This window comes from Ruegeria sp. C6 (genome assembly GCF_056537625.1).
Genome location: NZ_JBQFRW010000004.1, coordinates 1 through 15,124, shown reverse-complemented (window position 1 = coordinate 15,124; position 15,124 = coordinate 1). Strand labels below are relative to the sequence as shown.

At 57.3% G+C, this 15,124-nt stretch carries 18 protein-coding genes; 11 read left to right on the top strand and 7 right to left on the bottom strand.

Annotated elements, in window-relative coordinates:
* Positions 1 to 4: 4 nt before the first annotated feature.
* From ACR0MJ_RS13870 to ACR0MJ_RS13840, 7 genes are read left to right on the top strand one after another with little or no spacing between them, the layout of a single operon-like run.
* Complete coding sequence (locus ACR0MJ_RS13870; RefSeq protein ID WP_170392598.1) at positions 5 to 709, top strand: response regulator transcription factor; 705 nt, start codon at positions 5 to 7, stop codon at positions 707 to 709.
* A gap of 32 nt (positions 710 to 741) precedes the next feature.
* Entirely contained in the window at positions 742 to 2,451 is a 1,710-nt protein-coding gene (locus ACR0MJ_RS13865) for a sensor histidine kinase (protein ID WP_170402267.1), read from the top strand.
* A gap of 3 nt (positions 2,452 to 2,454) precedes the next feature.
* Positions 2,455 to 2,925 carry a phosphoenolpyruvate carboxykinase (ATP) gene (locus ACR0MJ_RS13860; protein WP_170402264.1) on the top strand — a complete coding sequence of 157 codons (471 nt, stop codon included), beginning with the start codon at positions 2,455 to 2,457 and terminating at the stop codon, positions 2,923 to 2,925.
* Positions 2,922 to 3,803: an RNase adapter RapZ gene (rapZ, locus tag ACR0MJ_RS13855; protein ID WP_480454360.1), complete on the top strand. Its 882-nt coding sequence runs from the start codon at positions 2,922 to 2,924 to the stop codon at positions 3,801 to 3,803. The genes ACR0MJ_RS13860 and rapZ overlap by 4 nt, the downstream gene beginning before the upstream one ends.
* A complete protein-coding gene (locus ACR0MJ_RS13850; RefSeq protein WP_170392594.1) occupies positions 3,800 to 4,192 on the top strand; it encodes a PTS sugar transporter subunit IIA in 393 nt (130 codons plus the stop codon). Before rapZ ends, ACR0MJ_RS13850 begins: the two co-directional genes overlap by 4 nt.
* A gap of 16 nt (positions 4,193 to 4,208) precedes the next feature.
* Positions 4,209 to 4,478 (top strand): HPr family phosphocarrier protein, encoded by a 270-nt coding sequence (locus ACR0MJ_RS13845; protein WP_170392593.1) that lies wholly within the window; start codon positions 4,209 to 4,211, stop codon positions 4,476 to 4,478.
* A gap of 34 nt (positions 4,479 to 4,512) precedes the next feature.
* Positions 4,513 to 5,412: a lysophospholipid acyltransferase family protein gene (locus ACR0MJ_RS13840; RefSeq protein ID WP_170392592.1), complete on the top strand. Its 900-nt coding sequence runs from the start codon at positions 4,513 to 4,515 to the stop codon at positions 5,410 to 5,412.
* 79 nt (positions 5,413 to 5,491) lie between these two features.
* Here the strand turns inward: ACR0MJ_RS13840 and ACR0MJ_RS13835 are convergent, their stop codons facing one another.
* Positions 5,492 to 6,367: a 3-hydroxybutyryl-CoA dehydrogenase gene (locus ACR0MJ_RS13835; protein ID WP_170392931.1), complete on the bottom strand. Its 876-nt coding sequence runs from the start codon at positions 6,365 to 6,367 to the stop codon at positions 5,492 to 5,494.
* 163 nt (positions 6,368 to 6,530) lie between these two features.
* On the opposite strand from ACR0MJ_RS13835, the gene ACR0MJ_RS13830 reads away from it, so the two are divergent.
* A complete protein-coding gene (locus tag ACR0MJ_RS13830) occupies positions 6,531 to 7,349 on the top strand; it encodes a DUF6473 family protein (protein ID WP_480761359.1) in 819 nt (272 codons plus the stop codon).
* Positions 7,350 to 7,412: 63 nt separating this feature from the next.
* On the opposite strand, the gene ACR0MJ_RS13825 is transcribed toward ACR0MJ_RS13830, so the two are convergent.
* The 6 genes from ACR0MJ_RS13825 to ACR0MJ_RS13800 form a co-directional block, all read right to left on the bottom strand.
* Positions 7,413 to 8,342 carry an electron transfer flavoprotein subunit alpha/FixB family protein gene (locus ACR0MJ_RS13825; protein WP_170402252.1) on the bottom strand — a complete coding sequence of 310 codons (930 nt, stop codon included), beginning with the start codon at positions 8,340 to 8,342 and terminating at the stop codon, positions 7,413 to 7,415.
* The gene (locus ACR0MJ_RS13820) at positions 8,342 to 9,100 is read right to left on the bottom strand and encodes an electron transfer flavoprotein subunit beta/FixA family protein (RefSeq protein ID WP_170392589.1); all 759 of its coding nucleotides are present in this window, start codon (positions 9,098 to 9,100) and stop codon (positions 8,342 to 8,344) included. Before ACR0MJ_RS13820 ends, ACR0MJ_RS13825 begins: the two co-directional genes overlap by 1 nt.
* Positions 9,101 to 9,285: 185 nt before the next feature.
* Positions 9,286 to 9,858 carry a cob(I)yrinic acid a,c-diamide adenosyltransferase gene (locus tag ACR0MJ_RS13815; RefSeq protein ID WP_170425243.1) on the bottom strand — a complete coding sequence of 191 codons (573 nt, stop codon included), beginning with the start codon at positions 9,856 to 9,858 and terminating at the stop codon, positions 9,286 to 9,288.
* A gap of 3 nt (positions 9,859 to 9,861) precedes the next feature.
* Positions 9,862 to 10,062 (bottom strand): twin transmembrane helix small protein, encoded by a 201-nt coding sequence (locus ACR0MJ_RS13810; RefSeq protein ID WP_170392587.1) that lies wholly within the window; start codon positions 10,060 to 10,062, stop codon positions 9,862 to 9,864.
* Positions 10,063 to 10,141: 79 nt separating this feature from the next.
* Positions 10,142 to 10,969, bottom strand: coding sequence for an SDR family NAD(P)-dependent oxidoreductase (locus ACR0MJ_RS13805; protein ID WP_480761357.1), 828 nt, complete (start codon positions 10,967 to 10,969; stop codon positions 10,142 to 10,144).
* A 69-nt stretch (positions 10,970 to 11,038) separates the two neighbouring features.
* Complete coding sequence (locus ACR0MJ_RS13800) at positions 11,039 to 11,680, bottom strand: SH3 domain-containing protein (RefSeq protein ID WP_480761355.1); 642 nt, start codon at positions 11,678 to 11,680, stop codon at positions 11,039 to 11,041.
* A gap of 200 nt (positions 11,681 to 11,880) precedes the next feature.
* Between ACR0MJ_RS13800 and parC the strand changes: the two genes are divergently transcribed.
* From parC to ACR0MJ_RS13785, 3 genes are all read left to right on the top strand, one after another.
* On the top strand, positions 11,881 to 14,229 hold the full coding sequence (gene parC, locus ACR0MJ_RS13795; protein WP_170609722.1) for a DNA topoisomerase IV subunit A: 2,349 nt from the start codon (positions 11,881 to 11,883) through the stop codon (positions 14,227 to 14,229).
* Positions 14,230 to 14,326: 97 nt separating this feature from the next.
* Complete coding sequence (locus ACR0MJ_RS13790) at positions 14,327 to 14,917, top strand: hypothetical protein (RefSeq protein ID WP_170392584.1); 591 nt, start codon at positions 14,327 to 14,329, stop codon at positions 14,915 to 14,917.
* Positions 14,918 to 15,033: 116 nt separating this feature from the next.
* The coding region (locus ACR0MJ_RS13785) for a GTP-binding protein (RefSeq protein WP_036223564.1) at positions 15,034 to 15,124 on the top strand (91 nt) is incomplete at its 3' end.

The following is a 15,124-nucleotide window of genomic DNA, read 5'->3' as shown; positions in this document are numbered from 1 at the left end:
CCCGATGTCAAAGATTGCACTGGTGGACGACGACAGAAATATCCTGACGTCCGTGTCCATGACACTCGAAGCCGAAGGGTTTGAGGTCGAAACATACAACGATGGTCAGGCTGCGCTGGACGCTTTCAACAAAAAGCTGCCAGACATGGCCGTACTGGATATCAAGATGCCGCGGATGGACGGCATGGATCTGCTGCAAAGGCTGCGGCAGAAAACCCAGATGCCCGTGATCTTTCTGACCTCCAAAGATGACGAGATTGACGAGGTTCTGGGTCTGCGCATGGGTGCAGATGACTACGTCAAAAAACCATTCTCTCAGCGGCTGCTGGTCGAACGGATTCGCGCCTTGTTGCGCCGTCAGGAAGCGGTCGATGGTGATGTGACCAACGCGGCCTCGGGCGATACAAAAGTGATGGAGCGGGGCGAGCTGCGGATGGACCCGCTGCGCCACGCAGTCAGCTGGAAGGGCAATGATGTCTCGCTGACAGTTACCGAGTTTCTGCTGCTGCAGGCCTTGGCGCAACGTCCGGGCTTTGTCAAAAGCCGCGATCAGCTGATGGATGTGGCTTATGATGATCAGGTCTACGTGGATGACCGCACCATTGACAGCCATATCAAGCGTCTGCGTAAGAAGATGCGCGCCGCCGATCCCGAGTTTTCGGCGATAGAAACGCTGTACGGTATCGGGTATCGTTATAACGAAGAATAGGCGCGGCCGTTTTATTAAGCCGAAGGGGTCTCGTGCGCGATACTGAACAAGCCAACCAAGAGCACGACGCAGGCGTCGTTCTTGGGGATGACTGGGTCATCCCCCAAGACCCTGATGCTGCCGAGCTACAGGCCAAGCGTTCGCGACGAAACCTGTTTTCGCTGCGCTATTCGCCCCTGGCGCGCAGGATCATCACCTTCAACCTCATTGCCCTTGTCATTTTGGTGGCAGGGCTGCTGTATCTGGACGACACGCGAAAAGAACGGGTTCAACAGACCGCGCAGAACCTGGTCGGTGATGCGCAACTTGTAAGCAACGTTTTTGAAACCCAGCTGCGTCAACCCTCTGCCAATGGTGCAAGGACATTAGATGTCCGCGACACGCTGGCAGGCCTCAGCTTGCCCGAAGGCGGTGAGGTCTTTGTATATGACGGCACTGGCACTCTGATTGGTTGGACACGCGGAGCGCCCATGGCTGACAAATTGCCCAGCCTTTTGCATCTGGACGCCGACAGCGCCGCTGGAAGCACTTTGATCAGCGACGCATTGAACGCGGTTTGGAATGGTGTTTCTGCGATCTTTAGCGGTTCTTCCGAAAGCGAGGCTCCGACGCTGGCGCAACGGGTGCAGGAAATGATCCCGCAAGCGCTGAACGGCGGATTGCAAGTACAGGCCGTGCACGACGATAAAGGCAAGACGGTGATTGTCGCCGTGGCCCCGATCCTATTGGACGATACGCCTGTGGGTGCCGTTGCTATGGCGGGCCCGGCGGGCGAGATCGATGCGCTGGCCCGCAAGGAGCAAGAGCGGATCCTGCAGATGTTTGTGGTGGCACTGCTGGTCTCGATCGGTCTGAGCCTCGTTTTGGCCTCAACGATTGCCAATCCTCTTGCTGATCTGGCCGCCGCTGCCGAGATGGGCAAGGACCGCGGAGCCGGAGTGAACCCCGGACGTATCCGCATCCCGGATCTCAGTGCGCGCCCGGATGAAATCGGCCGTCTGAGCCAGGCTTTGCGCGGGATGGTCACGGCGCTTTATAACCGCATTGACGCGAACGAACAATTTGCGGCCGATGTCGCGCATGAGATCAAGAACCCGTTGGCCAGCCTGCAATCCGCCGTGGGCACCATGCGCATGGTCAAACGCGATGATCAGCGCGAAAAGCTATTGGGCGTGATTGAGCATGATGTGCGGCGATTGGATCGACTGGTCAGCGATATCTCGAACGCATCGCGGCTGGACGCGGAACTGGTGAAAGAAGAAGAGCAGCCCTTTGACCTGCTCAATCTGCTTGGCAATATCAGTCAGTTTCTGGGTGAAGATGCCCGTTCGAAAGGCATCGAATATATCACTGACCTTCCCTCGGACCCCATCGTGGTCAACGGGCTCGAGGCGCGTCTGGCGCAGGTCTTTGTCAACCTGATCACCAATGCGATTTCGTTCTGCGAGGACAAAGACGCCATCCGGGTCTGGGTCCGCCGTCGTGACAACCGCGTGCTCGTGGTGGTTGAAGACACCGGTCCCGGCATTCCTGATCAGGCGCTGACCAAGATATTCAAGCGTTTCTACTCCGAACGCCCCGAAGAGCATTTCGGCAACAATTCGGGCCTTGGATTGGCGATTTCGAAACAAATCGTCGAGGCGCATGGTGGTGTGATCTGGGCAGAAAACATCCGTCCGACCGAAGCCGATATCACCTCGGACCCGCTAGGTGCGCGGTTTGTTGTCGGGCTTCCCGTCTAGGTTATGAGCACCACCCCACTTTCTGAGATAGCGGGTCAAGGGTCGGCCTGCATTCATGGGACCTGTGTTGTGGTTCAGGAAAAAGGCTTATTGATCATTGGCGCCTCGGGTACGGGCAAATCTTCTTTGGCGCTACAGATGATGGCGCTTGGGGCGCAGCTTGTCGCGGATGACCGGGTCGAATTGACCGGAAAGGCCGATCACGTGATGGCAGCTGGACTTCCGCAGATCCGCGGCCTGATTGAAGCGCGCGGCATCGGGTTACTGCGAGCTGAAGCCGCGAGGCCGGTCCGATTGGCATTTGTTGTGGATATGGACCAACCCGAGCCCGCGCGATTACCTGAACCCGCTGAAATTCTTGTGTTGAAGCAAACTGTTCCCTTGCTTCGCGGGGCTGGCGTGCCCAATTTGGCTGCAGGACTTATTCAACTTGTGAAAATGGGGCGCGTAGCCCCGGAATGGCCGAATACATGACAGCACAACAGCGCGTCGTTCTGATAACAGGTCCTTCCGGTGCAGGGCGATCGACCGCAATTCATGTGCTTGAAGATCTGGGGTTCGAGGCGATTGACAACCTGCCGATGGGGTTGCTGGCTCGCCTCGTCGACAATTCGGAGCCTGCGCGCCCTATGGCTTTGGGTATAGACGCGCGCAACCGCGATTTTTCAACCACCGGGTTTATCGAACTTGCCGCCAAACTGGGCCGGATGGAGAATGTCGACCTGACGATCCTCTATCTGGATTGCCGGGACGAGGTGCTGCTGCGTCGCTTCTCGGAGACCCGCCGCCGTCACCCGGTTGCGACTGATGCCAGCCCGGAAACCGGCATTTGTCAGGAAAAGGAACTGTTAGCCCCAATTCGCGAGTTTGCCGACACGCTGATCGACACCAGCGCGTTGAATGTGCATCAGCTGCGGGAAGAGGTCGAACGCTGGTTCGCCCCAAAGGGCGGGCGGCATCTGGCGGTGTCGATCGAATCCTTCTCGTACAAGCGGGGCTTGCCGCGCGGTTTGGACATGGTGTTCGATTGCCGGTTTCTGGCCAATCCATACTGGCGGCCTGAACTGCGGGATGCGGATGGTCGAAACTCGGATGTGGCGGCCTATGTTCAATCAGATGCAAACTATGGCGTCTTCTTTGACCGGGTGGTCGACCTGCTGATCGAACTGCTTCCGGCCTTCCGTGAGGAAGGCAAAGCGCACCTTTCAGTTGCATTTGGGTGCACCGGAGGGCAGCACCGCTCGGTCGCGGTGGCTGAAGCAGTTGCAAAGGCCCTTGCAGAAGGGGGGCAGCAGGTGGCAATTAGGCATCGCGAAATGGAACGACGCGCGATGAATGTGAGGCCGGAGTGATCGGGATCGTTATTGTTGCACATGGTGGGTTGGCTCAGGAGTATCTTGCGGCCACGCAGCATGTGGTTGGAAAGCAACCCGGACTGGTGGCCATCCCGATAGAAGCCGACCATGATCGCGAAGCGAAACAAGTTGAAATCTGCCGCGCGGCGGACGAGGTCGATATGGGCGATGGCGTCGTTGTGGTGACCGATCTGTTTGGCGGCAGCCCCTCGAATCTGAGCCTGCGCGCATGTGCGCCACAAGACCGGCGAATCCTTTACGGGGCCAACCTTCCCATGCTGATCAAACTGGCCAAAAGTCGCCACTTGCCACTGGCCGAGGCCGTGCGTTTGGCTTTGGAAGCTGGACGAAAGTACATCAATGCGCAAAATGTGACATTGGATTGACACCGGATAGATTCATATGACGACCAAGAGTTTGAAAATTATCAATGAAAAGGGCCTTCACGCCCGCGCTTCTGCCAAGCTGGTCGAGGTGGTCGAAGGCTTTGATGCGCGCGCCGAGGTGTCACGAGACGGGCTTTCTGCCTCGGGCGACAGTATCATGGGCCTTTTGATGTTGGCAGCGTCGCGCGGAAGCACTATTGACGTCGAGACGTCCGGCCCGGATGCTGAGGCGTTGGCAGAGGCTTTGGAAACATTGGTGAACGATAAGTTCGGCGAAGGGTTCTGACAGCCACGACACCAAGGACGGAAAGACAAGGCAATTGGCGGAAACCACGCACGATACCAAGACAGGTCCTGTAGTGGATCACGACACCGATCAGGGTGAAATCTACGACCGCAGAACCCTGACCTACGCCAACTCGTTTGACGATGCCTGGACGTCTACGGCCATTCGCGCCATCGAATGGTGCACAGGCAAGCTGACCATCTTGCGCATGGTCAACAAGTTCGAGAAGCAGAACGAACGCTATCGAGGTCAGAAGTTCTGGGGCGGTGCGCTCAAGACCATGGGTATCGAGCTGACAACCCCAGCCGAACAGATCGCCCGCATCCCAAAAGAAGGCCCCGTAGTGGTCGTCGCGAACCATCCGCACGGCATGGTTGATGGCATGATCTTCGCTGAACTCATCGGCCGGGTCCGCAGTGACTATCGCATCCTGACCCGCTCAGTCCTGACCGGGTTGGATGAAGCTGCGACCTCATTCATGATCCCGGTGCCGTTCCCGCATGATCCTGAAGCGCAGGCCAAGATGCTCGAGATGCGCAGCAAGACGATGAAACATCTGGCAGATGGGGGCGTTGTCGCGTTATTCCCGTCAGGTGTTGTGATGTCTTCGGATGATTGGTTCGGACCAGCCATCGAGCGGGAGTGGAATGTCTTCACCGCGAAGATGATCCGTAGGTCGGGTGCCAAGGTCGTGCCGATCTTCTTCCCTGGCAGCAACTCGCGCTGGTATCAAATTGCCAACCGGATATCGCCCATCCTGCGCCAGGGCCTACTGCTGCACGAAATCGTCCGATCCTGCAACAGGCCCCAGTCGCCGGTGATCGGTGACCCGATTTCGGATAAAGACATGGACCTGCTGGAACGCGACCCCCGCGGTTTCATGGCATGGCTCCGTGATCACACCATGGCGCTGGGCAAGACGCTCAAATCCTGATCCGCCCCTTCATCTGGCCAAAAATATCTCGGGAGTGAATTGAGCCATAGGCACAAGAGAGGGCTGGCCCTCTCAGATTCTACCGTGTGGGTACCGGAACCTCGCCTCGATAATCATAAAACCCGCGTTCGGTTTTGCGTCCCAGCCATCCGGCTTCGACATATTTCGTCAACAGCGGGCAGGGACGATACTTGGTGTCTGCCAGTCCGTCATGTAACACGTTCATGATCGCCAGACAGGTATCCAAGCCGATGAAGTCCGCCAGTTCCAATGGGCCCATAGGGTGGTTTGCGCCCAGTTTCATCGATTGGTCAATGGACTGCACATTCCCGACACCTTCATACAATGTGTAAACCGCCTCATTGATCATGGGCATCAGAATGCGATTCACGATAAAGGCCGGAAAATCTTCGGCGCTGGCTGAGGTTTTGCCAAGCCGGTCCACTACGGCTTTACAGGAGTTAAAGGTTGCTTCATCGGTGGCGATGCCCCGGATCAACTCGACGAGCTGCATCACAGGGACCGGGTTCATGAAGTGGAATCCCATGAAACGTTCGGGCCGGTCGGTGCGGCTGGCCAGCCGGGTAATTGAGATCGACGAAGTGTTCGATGTCAGGATCGTATGTGGCTGTAGGTGCGGCAACAGGTCTTCAAAGATTGCCTGTTTCACCGTTTCCCGCTCGGTCGCGGCTTCGATTACAAGATCGGTCTGCCCCAAATCCGGCAGATTCAGCGTCGTCGTGATCCGACCCAACGCGGATTTCACTGCATCATCCGAGATTTTGCCGCGCGACGCTTGACGCGCCAGGTTGGTTTCAATGGTTGCCATCGCGCTGTTTAGCGCGTCCTGGCTGACATCGTTCAGTAGAACATCATACTCTGCCAACGCCATAACATGAGCAATCCCGTTGCCCATCTGTCCAGCGCCGATCACTCCGACTGATTTTACGTCCATTTGTTCGATGCCCTTGTTCGCAGAATATGGCGACATTATCGGCAGTTCCCTATGGGCGGCAAGGGGACGGGGACAGTCAATTTCGCTTCAAATGCGCGCATTAGGACTTTCTCAAGACTTGCGGCGGCAAAATGGCGGTTGGGTGAATATTTGGGTGAGTGTGATGAGCTATCAATCGATCAATGCGGTCCATTCCGCGGAAACGACGTGCGAATATGAAAATTCGAAACTACGTTTCAGGGGCCCTCAAAGGGCGTTGAACAACCCCTATGTGGCATGTTTGGGGGGCGAAGAGACTTTTGGCCGTTTCGTGGAAACCCCCTTTCCCAATGAGTTGGAACGTCGTCTGGATCGTCGATGCCTCAACCTTGGCAGCCTGTTCTGCGGTGTCGAAGCGTTGACGCAGGACAAAGGGCTACTGGAGATCGCAAACCGGTCTGACATATGCGTCCTGCAGTTACCCGGCATGCTGGGGCTATCGAACCGATTCTACCGGGTGCACCCACGACGCAATGACCGTTTCGTTGCGCCAAATGCCGATCTGGTTGCGCTGTATCCCGAAGAAGATTTTACGGATGTCCATTTTGTACAGCACTTGCTGACCCGCCTGTCGGCACGCTCGGATGCCCGTATTGAACTTGTGGAACAAGAGCTGCGCAATGTCTGGATCGAAAAGCTCGGCAAGTTTCTTGCAGAAGTAGGCCCGCCCGTCCTGCTTTTGCATCTGCAAGTGGAGAGAAGCGATTTGGATTCGACACCGGGTGACGGCTTTGCAATCAACCCCGAGATGATTGAGCCTTTGAGACCCCATTGTACGGATATTTTGTCCTTGCAGGTTCAGGTATCCGGCGTATCCGATGAGCTTGAAGACATGTTGTTTGGCACCCTGCAACAACCGATTGCCGAGCATATGATCGGCCCAGCCACACATCGCAATATCGCTGGCTCACTTGCCCAAGTGATCAACGACCTGGGCGTATAAACAGCAAAGGCCCGCCAGTGGCGGGCCTTCTAAGATTTTTCGTCGAGAAATCTTTGTCTGAAATCAGCCGAGTTTTTCAGTGAGTTCCGGTACGGCCTGGAACAGGTCTGCGACCAGACCGAAGTCTGCGACCTGGAAGATCGGCGCTTCTTCGTCCTTGTTGATCGCAACGATGACCTTGGAGTCCTTCATGCCCGCCAGATGCTGGATCGCACCCGAGATGCCGACTGCAACGTAAAGGTCAGGGGCAACAACTTTACCGGTCTGACCCACCTGCCAGTCGTTCGGGGCGTAGCCCGAGTCAACTGCGGCGCGTGAGGCACCAACGGCGGCTCCCAGCTTATCGGCCAGGCCTTCGATCAGTTTGAAGTCGTCTTCCGAGCCAACACCACGGCCACCCGAAACAACAACACCAGCCGAAGTCAGTTCAGGACGGTCGCTTTCAGCAACCTTGTCCTCGACCCACGACGACAGTCCGGGGTTTTCGCCGACCGAGATGGTCTCGACCGCCGCCGAACCACCTTCGCCCGCCGCATCGAAGCTGGCGGTCCGGATGGTCACGACTTTCTTGGCGTCGTTCGATTTCACGGTCTGGATCGCGTTACCCGCGTAGATCGGACGCTCGAAAGTGGTGGCATCGACCACGCCAGACGCGTCCGAGATCACCATCACGTCCAGCAGGGCTGCAACGCGCGGCATCACGTTCTTGGCGTCGGTGGTGGCAGGGGCAACGATATGCTCGTACCCATCGGCCAGACCCACGATCAGGGCTGCGGTCGATTCCGCCAGGCGATGACCCAGCGAGGCGTCTTCGGCCACCAGAACCTTGGATACGCCATCGATCTTGGCAGCGGCCTCACCAGCAGCAGCGGCAGAACCACCTGCGGCCAAAACGGTGATGTCGCCCAGCGATTTGACAGCCGCTACGGTCTTTGCGGTGGCGTCAACCGACAGCTCACCATTGTTAACCTCTGCGAGAAGAAGAACAGCCATTACACAGCCCCCGCTTCTTTGAGTTTCTCGACCAGCTCATCAACCGAGCCCACGATGATACCAGCAGCACGTGCCGGCGGCTCTTCGGTCTTGACGACTTCCAGACGAGGAGTGACGTCGACGCCATAATCGGCGGCGGTTTTTTCATCCAGCGGCTTTTTCTTCGCCTTCATGATGTTCGGCAGCGATGCATAACGCGGCTCGTTCAGGCGCAGGTCTACGGTCACGATGGTTGGCATCTTGACGGAGATGGTCTGCAGACCGCCATCCACCTCGCGGGTGATCTTGGCGGTGTCGCCTTCGATGTCCAGCTCGGACGCGAAAGTGCCTTGGCTCCAGCCCAGCAGGGCCGACAGCATCTGACCGGTGGCGTTCATGTCGTTGTCGATCGCCTGTTTGCCCGCCAGAACGATGCCCGGCTGCTCTTCTTCAACCACTTTGGCGAGGATCTTGGCAACGGCAAGCGGTTCGATGTCCTGATGCACGTCATCCGCCGCGACAACCAGAATGGCGCGGTCGGCGCCCATGGCCAGTGCGGTCCGCAGGGTTTCCTGCGACTGTTTCACACCGATCGAAACGGCAACAACCTCATCGGCCTTGCCCGCCTCTTTCAGGCGGATCGCCTCTTCCACGGCAATTTCGTCGAACGGGTTCATCGACATTTTTACATTGGCGAGATCAACGCCGCTGCCATCCGCTTTCACACGAACTTTCACGTTGTAGTCAATCACGCGCTTGACAGGCACGAGTACCTTCATTTTTGCGTATGCTCCTTACAAAAACGGCAAGCCGCGCAGCGACTCCACCAATGCTCTCGCTGGCTTAGATAGCGGGTCGTGATGTTCTGCGACAGAGCAAAATCGTCACGTCATGGTTTCGAGACGTCGCGTTTTGTCATTTTTTGGACCAGAAACGAAAATTAGTTTCCCGACGGCAGGCGCGATCACCGGTTTGCGCCGGGAATCCAGAGCACATCATCGTGCCCGCCGTTGTTGGCACAGCGCGCGGCGACAAAGAACCAATCGCTCAGGCGGTTGAGGTATTTGACAGCCACCTCATTGACCGGTTCCATGTTTGTCAGCTCAACCGCCAACCGCTCGGCCCTGCGCGAAACTGTTCTGCACACATGCAGATGCGCGGCCAAACGTGAGCCACCGGGCAGGATGAAACTGCGCAAGGGCTGGAGCGCTTCGTTCATCGCGTCGATCTCTGCTTCAAGCCGGTCGATCTGAGCGGAAACGATACGCAGGGGCGGGTAGTCGGCCTCGGCATCCTTATCCATGTCGGGGCGGCAGAAATCGGCACCCAGATCAAACAGGTCATTCTGGATACGGGACAAGGCGGCTTCGACTTCTCCGTCTGCTTCGGTCCGTGCCACGCCGACAAAGGAATTCAGCTCATCCACAGTGCCATAGGCCGCGACACGCCCGGAATATTTGGCGACGCGCTCGCCATTGCCCAGAGCGGTTTTCCCATCATCGCCGGTGCGCGTGTAAATCTTGTTGAGAACGACCATGCCTTACCCTCCCTGCCCACGCAGATAGACGTAAAGTACGATCAGCAGCACCGCAATGAACTGAAACAGGATCCGCAGGCGCATCAGTTTGTTGCTTTTCAGCGCGGCCTCTTTGCCGGGTTTTCCAAAATTGGCAATGCCCATCACCAGCACGACGACGACCGCCGCCATGGCCAGAAGCAGTATGACCATCGTCAGGTCCATAGCTCACCGTCCGTGTTTGTTCAGTTGTTGAGCCGTCATCTAGCGTTGATAGCGGCAAAAGCGAACAGGTAATTTCGCCTCATATGTCCGAGAGGATGCGATCAATGGCCCGGGTAGGCAGAATACGGCGCAGATATCCGGCGATATAGGTGGGCGTCGTCACATAGTATCGCGGACGTGGGCGCTTGGATTCAACCGCATGCGCCAATTTGGCGGTAACAGCCGAGGCAGGCAGTTCGAACTTGTCAGGTCCGGAGGATTCGTAGAGGCGTTTCAGCAGCGTTTCCTCGTATCTCTGTCGCAGGGCTGAGCCTTTCCAGTCAATAAAGCGTTCGAAGACAGGGATCGCGTTCGCACGGATCTTCGAGGTGACCGGGCCTGGTTCGATCAGGATGACCTTGATGTCGGTGTCTCGCAGCTCTAGGCGCAAGGTATCGGTCAGGCCTTCGATGGCGTATTTGGTGGCGACGTATGCCCCGCGCCAGGGGAACGCGACCAGTCCCAACACTGATGAGTTCTGCACGATGCGCCCATGGCCCTGAGCCCGCATCACGGGAATCACTTGTCGGGTTAGTTCGTGCCAGCCAAATACGTTGGTCTCAAAAATTAGGCGAAGCCCTTCGATTGGGACATCTTCAACCGCGCCGGGAAGGCCGTGAGCGCCATTGTTGAACAACGCATCCAGCGTGCCACCGGTCGCGTCCAAAACCTGCTGCAGGCCTGAGGTAATGCTATCGGAATCGGTATAGTCGATCAGCGGGCTGTCGAAACCCTGTGCCCGTAGCCGATCACAGTCACGCTGTTGACGGCATGAGGCAAAAACGCGCCAACCGCGCGCGCGCATCCCGTGCGCCGCGTCCAGACCGATCCCGGATGAGCAGCCTGTGATCAGAATCGATTTCTGCATATTGCCCCCGCCTGTGTACTTCGCCCATAACTATGGCGAGCTTTAGGTCAGGACAATGACACAGTTGCGTCAGTTTGTTGGTTTCCGAACCAGTGAGGCAGAAATCCAACCCACCCGCTGATCAGGGTATAACCGCAAACGCAGCCAGCCGGTGCCGGAATCGCTGAGAACCTCAACGCGCTGGCCAAGTTTGGCTTTGGCGATGATGGGGTAAATCGTTCCGGGCCCATCGCGCATATTGACCCGCGTGCCCGAGATTTCGCGGATATCTTTCTCGGGCTCGATGACTTGATTCACAGGTGTGATGTCATCCTGCACCTCGGCCTCGACCTGCAACAGTCCGGCGGCTCCGTCTTCAAGCGAAGCCAGAGTAAAGCTGACGCCGTTCTCGTCAAATGCAGAGAACTGAGACAGCGGATCGTTGGTGACTTGTGACAGGACGACTGCGGCATCCTCCTCTACTTGTGGCTCGGGCTGAGCGCGCGCCTGTACAATGCGCGCGGCAACGTTGGTCACAAGGTCTTCAGCCCGAGGTGCGTGGTCGTCTTTAGCCTGAGGTGCGTGGTCGGATGCAGGCTCATGTTCTGGCACAGAGGCAACGCGAACCGGTTGCTCGGTGCGGGTGCCGCGCGGTTCGAAATCCGGGCCCCCGCTCATCACATAGAAGCTCCAGCCGAGCATGGCGAAAGTGATAACAATAACACGCTTCATGGCGCACCCCCTGGCAATCGTAACATCAATAAAAGGCAGCAGTCTTAATGTTCGAAAGCCTACCATAGATTCAGCTTCGAGTCGAAAAGCGGGGGAAATCCGATACTTGCCTCCCCCTGTTGCAAAAAGCCCGACTTGTCCCCAGCTAAATATGCGCCGATTGCTTTACCCGCGCGCGCTTGCGTCGTATCACATCATGTATGAACGATACGATCGACGACCCCAATATGGAGACCCCTGACAATGGGGGCGAGGTAGCCGAGCCGCTGCGCCGCGCAATTGGCGAGCGCTACCTGACCTACGCGCTTTCCACCATCATGCACCGCGCTTTGCCAGATGCGCGCGATGGATTGAAGCCGGTTCACCGGCGAATCCTCTACGCGATGCGCGAGTTGCGACTCAGTGCGACGGGCGGTTTCCGTAAGTCAGCGAAAATCTCTGGCGACGTGATGGGTAACTATCACCCTCATGGCGACGCGGCGATTTACGATGCAATGGCGCGACTGGCACAGGACTTCAACGTCCGATATCCACTGGTCGACGGGCAGGGGAATTTTGGCAATATCGACGGCGATAATCCGGCGGCCTCTCGATACACCGAGGCGCGGATGACCATCGTGGCCGAAGCCCTGTTGGAAGGGTTGAACGAAGACGCTGTCGATTTCCGCGACAACTATGACGGCACACTGACCGAACCGGTCGTGTTGCCCGCACAGTTCCCGAATCTACTGGCCAATGGCGCAAGCGGCATCGCGGTGGGCATGGCGACTAATATCCCGCCGCATAATATTTCCGAGCTGTGCGACGCTTGTCTGCATCTGATCAAGACGCCGGATGCGCGTGACGATACGCTATTGAATTATGTTCCCGGCCCGGATTTTCCGACCGGCGGCGTCATTGTCGAGCCGCCCGAAAATATCGCACAGGCCTACCGCACCGGGCGTGGATCCTTCCGGCTGCGCTGTAAATACGAGGTTGAAGATCTGGGGCGTGGCCAGTGGCAGATCATCGTCACCGAGATTCCCTATCAGGTTCAGAAGTCCAAACTGATCGAAAAGATCGCGGAACTGATCCAGACCAAGAAGATCCCGATCCTCGCCGACGTGCGCGATGAATCCGCAGACGACATCCGCCTGATCCTCGAGCCGCGCTCCAAGAACGTGGACCCCGAGGTGCTGATGGGCATGCTCTATCGCAACTCGGACCTTGAGGTGCGCTTCAGCCTCAACATGAACGTGCTGATCGACGGGGTGACGCCCAAGGTCTGTTCGATGAAGGAAGTGCTGCGCGCGTTCCTTGACCACCGGCAAGAGGTGCTGATCAGGCGGTCGCGTCACCGCATGGCCAAGATCGACCACCGCCTTGAGGTATTGGAGGGCTTTATCGTCGCCTTCCTGAACCTCGACCGGGTGATCGATATCATCCGCTACGACGACGACCCCAAGGCCGCGCTGATGCGCGAGGACTGGGGCATAGATCACGTCCGCGCCACGGATGAGTCCGACTATATCTCGCCCAAACCGGGTGAGGGTGAGTTGTCCGAAGTTCAGGTCGACGCCATCCTCAACATGCGCCTGCGTAGCTTACGCCGCCTGGAAGAAATGGAACTGGTCCGCGAACGCGACGAGCTGATGCTGGAACGCGCCAATCTCGAAGACCTGCTGGCCGACCCCGCCCTGCAATGGGCCAAGATCGCCGAGCAACTCAAAGAGACCAAGAAGACCTTCGGCAAAGACTATGAAGGCGGCGCGCGCCGGACACAATTTGCCGAGGCAGGTCAGGTCGAGGAAGTGCCGCTTGAGGCGATGATCGACAAGGAACCGATCACGGTCGTCTGCTCTCAGATGGGTTGGATCAGGGCAATGACCGGCCATATCGATCTGAAGCGCGAGTTGAAGTTCAAAGATGGTGACGGCCCACGTTTCATTTTCCACGCGGAAACTACGGACCGCCTGCTGGTCTTTGCGTCAAATGGCCGATTCTATACCGTCAGCGCCGCTAACCTGCCCGGCGGGCGTGGCATGGGCGAACCGCTACGTCTGATGGTCGACCTGCCGAACGAGGCGCAGATTATCGACATCCTGATCCACAAACCGGGGCGCAAGCTGCTTGTGGCCTCGGATGCGGGCAACGGCTTTATGGTGCCGGAAGATGACGTTCTGGCGCAGACCCGGAATGGCAAACAGGTGCTGAACGTCAAAGGAGACGAGACGGCGATGATCTGTAAGCCGGTTGAGGGCGATCATGTTGCTGTTGTCTCGCAGAACGGGAAATTCCTAGTCTTCCCGACAGAGGAGCTGCCCGAGATGACCCGTGGTAAGGGTGTCCGCTTGCAGAAGTACAACATGGCGCGTGGACGGCAGGGCACACTGGAATTGGATGGTGGGTTATCCGATATCACCACCTTCAACTGGGAAGAGGGCCTGAAATGGTCCATGGGCGGCGACAAAACCCGGCACGAGGCGGATATGTCCCAATGGCTGGCCAAGCGTGCAGGTGTTGGGAAAAAAGCACCTTATGGCTTTCCGAGGGATTACAAGTTCTCGTGATATGCTGTCCGCTTGGTGAAAATCTGCCGATACGGCTTGGCACAACCCGTATCGGTGCGCTACATCCAAAGAAAACAGGCCTATCGAGACGAGAGACATGCTGCGCATTCTGACACTGATCACCGGGTTGGCCCTGATGGGCGCATGCACCCAAACGCAGGTTTATGAAGACCCCGAGTCGCTGGGTGAATTCAAGCTACGCGTGAATTATGCCTTTGCGGAAAAGGCCGTTCAGGGACCGGTTTCGCGGGATGCCACGCCGGATGAATGGACCAAAGCGATCCAGAATGCAGTGGACATCAGGCTTGGCCGGTATGAAGGTTCGCAGGAATACGACATTGGCATCAGTCTCGAGGGCTACATGTTGGCACCTCCGGGAATTCCTGTGATTTACAACCCCAAAAGCACCGCCATCGTTCTGGTAAACGTCTATGATGTCGAAAAGAAAGAGTTCCTTGCTAAAGGCAAGCAGTTTCAGGTGCTCGAAGATACCACCGGTGAAAGCGCCCTTACTGGATCAGGAAATGCGCGCACCCGAGAAGAACAGATGAACGGTCTGGCCTTGAAGGTTGCCGACCGGGTTGAGGAATGGCTGGCCGAAGAGCACAAGGATGATGGCTGGTTTGACAAGCGCCCCAGCTTGATCCAGCCGCTTGAAACCGAAGCTGTCACACAAAATCCGGCGTGATGGATGCATTTCCCTCAGGATGTGCTTGATTTTCCCCCCTGAACCAAATATCTCGCGCGCGCAGATGTAACCACGGGACCAAGGGTCCCCCAAATTGCAAAAAGGGCGCCTGAGGAATGGCAAAGGAAAAGTTTGAGCGTAATAAGCCGCACGTCAACATCGGCACGATTGGCCACGTTGACCACGGCAAGACCACGCTGACCGCAG

Excerpts from the sequence above, each read along its gene's own strand:
- ACR0MJ_RS13815 (WP_170425243.1), bottom strand. The coding sequence starts at position 9,858 with ATGGTCGTTCTCAACAAGATTTACACGCGCACCGGCGATGATGGGAAA.
- ACR0MJ_RS13820 (WP_170392589.1), bottom strand. The coding sequence starts at position 9,100 with ATGAAGGTACTCGTGCCTGTCAAGCGCGTGATTGACTACAACGTGAAA.
- rapZ (WP_480454360.1), top strand. The coding sequence starts at position 2,922 with ATGACAGCACAACAGCGCGTCGTTCTGATAACAGGTCCTTCCGGTGCA.
- ACR0MJ_RS13870 (WP_170392598.1), top strand. The coding sequence starts at position 5 with ATGTCAAAGATTGCACTGGTGGACGACGACAGAAATATCCTGACGTCC.
- ACR0MJ_RS13835 (WP_170392931.1), bottom strand. The coding sequence starts at position 6,367 with ATGGACGTAAAATCAGTCGGAGTGATCGGCGCTGGACAGATGGGCAAC.
- ACR0MJ_RS13845 (WP_170392593.1), top strand. The coding sequence starts at position 4,209 with ATGACGACCAAGAGTTTGAAAATTATCAATGAAAAGGGCCTTCACGCC.
- ACR0MJ_RS13805 (WP_480761357.1), bottom strand. The coding sequence starts at position 10,969 with ATGCAGAAATCGATTCTGATCACAGGCTGCTCATCCGGGATCGGTCTG.
- ACR0MJ_RS13810 (WP_170392587.1), bottom strand. The coding sequence starts at position 10,062 with ATGGACCTGACGATGGTCATACTGCTTCTGGCCATGGCGGCGGTCGTC.
- ACR0MJ_RS13830 (WP_480761359.1), top strand. The coding sequence starts at position 6,531 with ATGAGCTATCAATCGATCAATGCGGTCCATTCCGCGGAAACGACGTGC.
- parC (WP_170609722.1), top strand. The coding sequence starts at position 11,881 with ATGAACGATACGATCGACGACCCCAATATGGAGACCCCTGACAATGGG.
- ACR0MJ_RS13860 (WP_170402264.1), top strand. The coding sequence starts at position 2,455 with ATGAGCACCACCCCACTTTCTGAGATAGCGGGTCAAGGGTCGGCCTGC.
- ACR0MJ_RS13800 (WP_480761355.1), bottom strand. The coding sequence starts at position 11,680 with ATGAAGCGTGTTATTGTTATCACTTTCGCCATGCTCGGCTGGAGCTTC.
- ACR0MJ_RS13790 (WP_170392584.1), top strand. The coding sequence starts at position 14,327 with ATGCTGCGCATTCTGACACTGATCACCGGGTTGGCCCTGATGGGCGCA.
- ACR0MJ_RS13825 (WP_170402252.1), bottom strand. The coding sequence starts at position 8,342 with ATGGCTGTTCTTCTTCTCGCAGAGGTTAACAATGGTGAGCTGTCGGTT.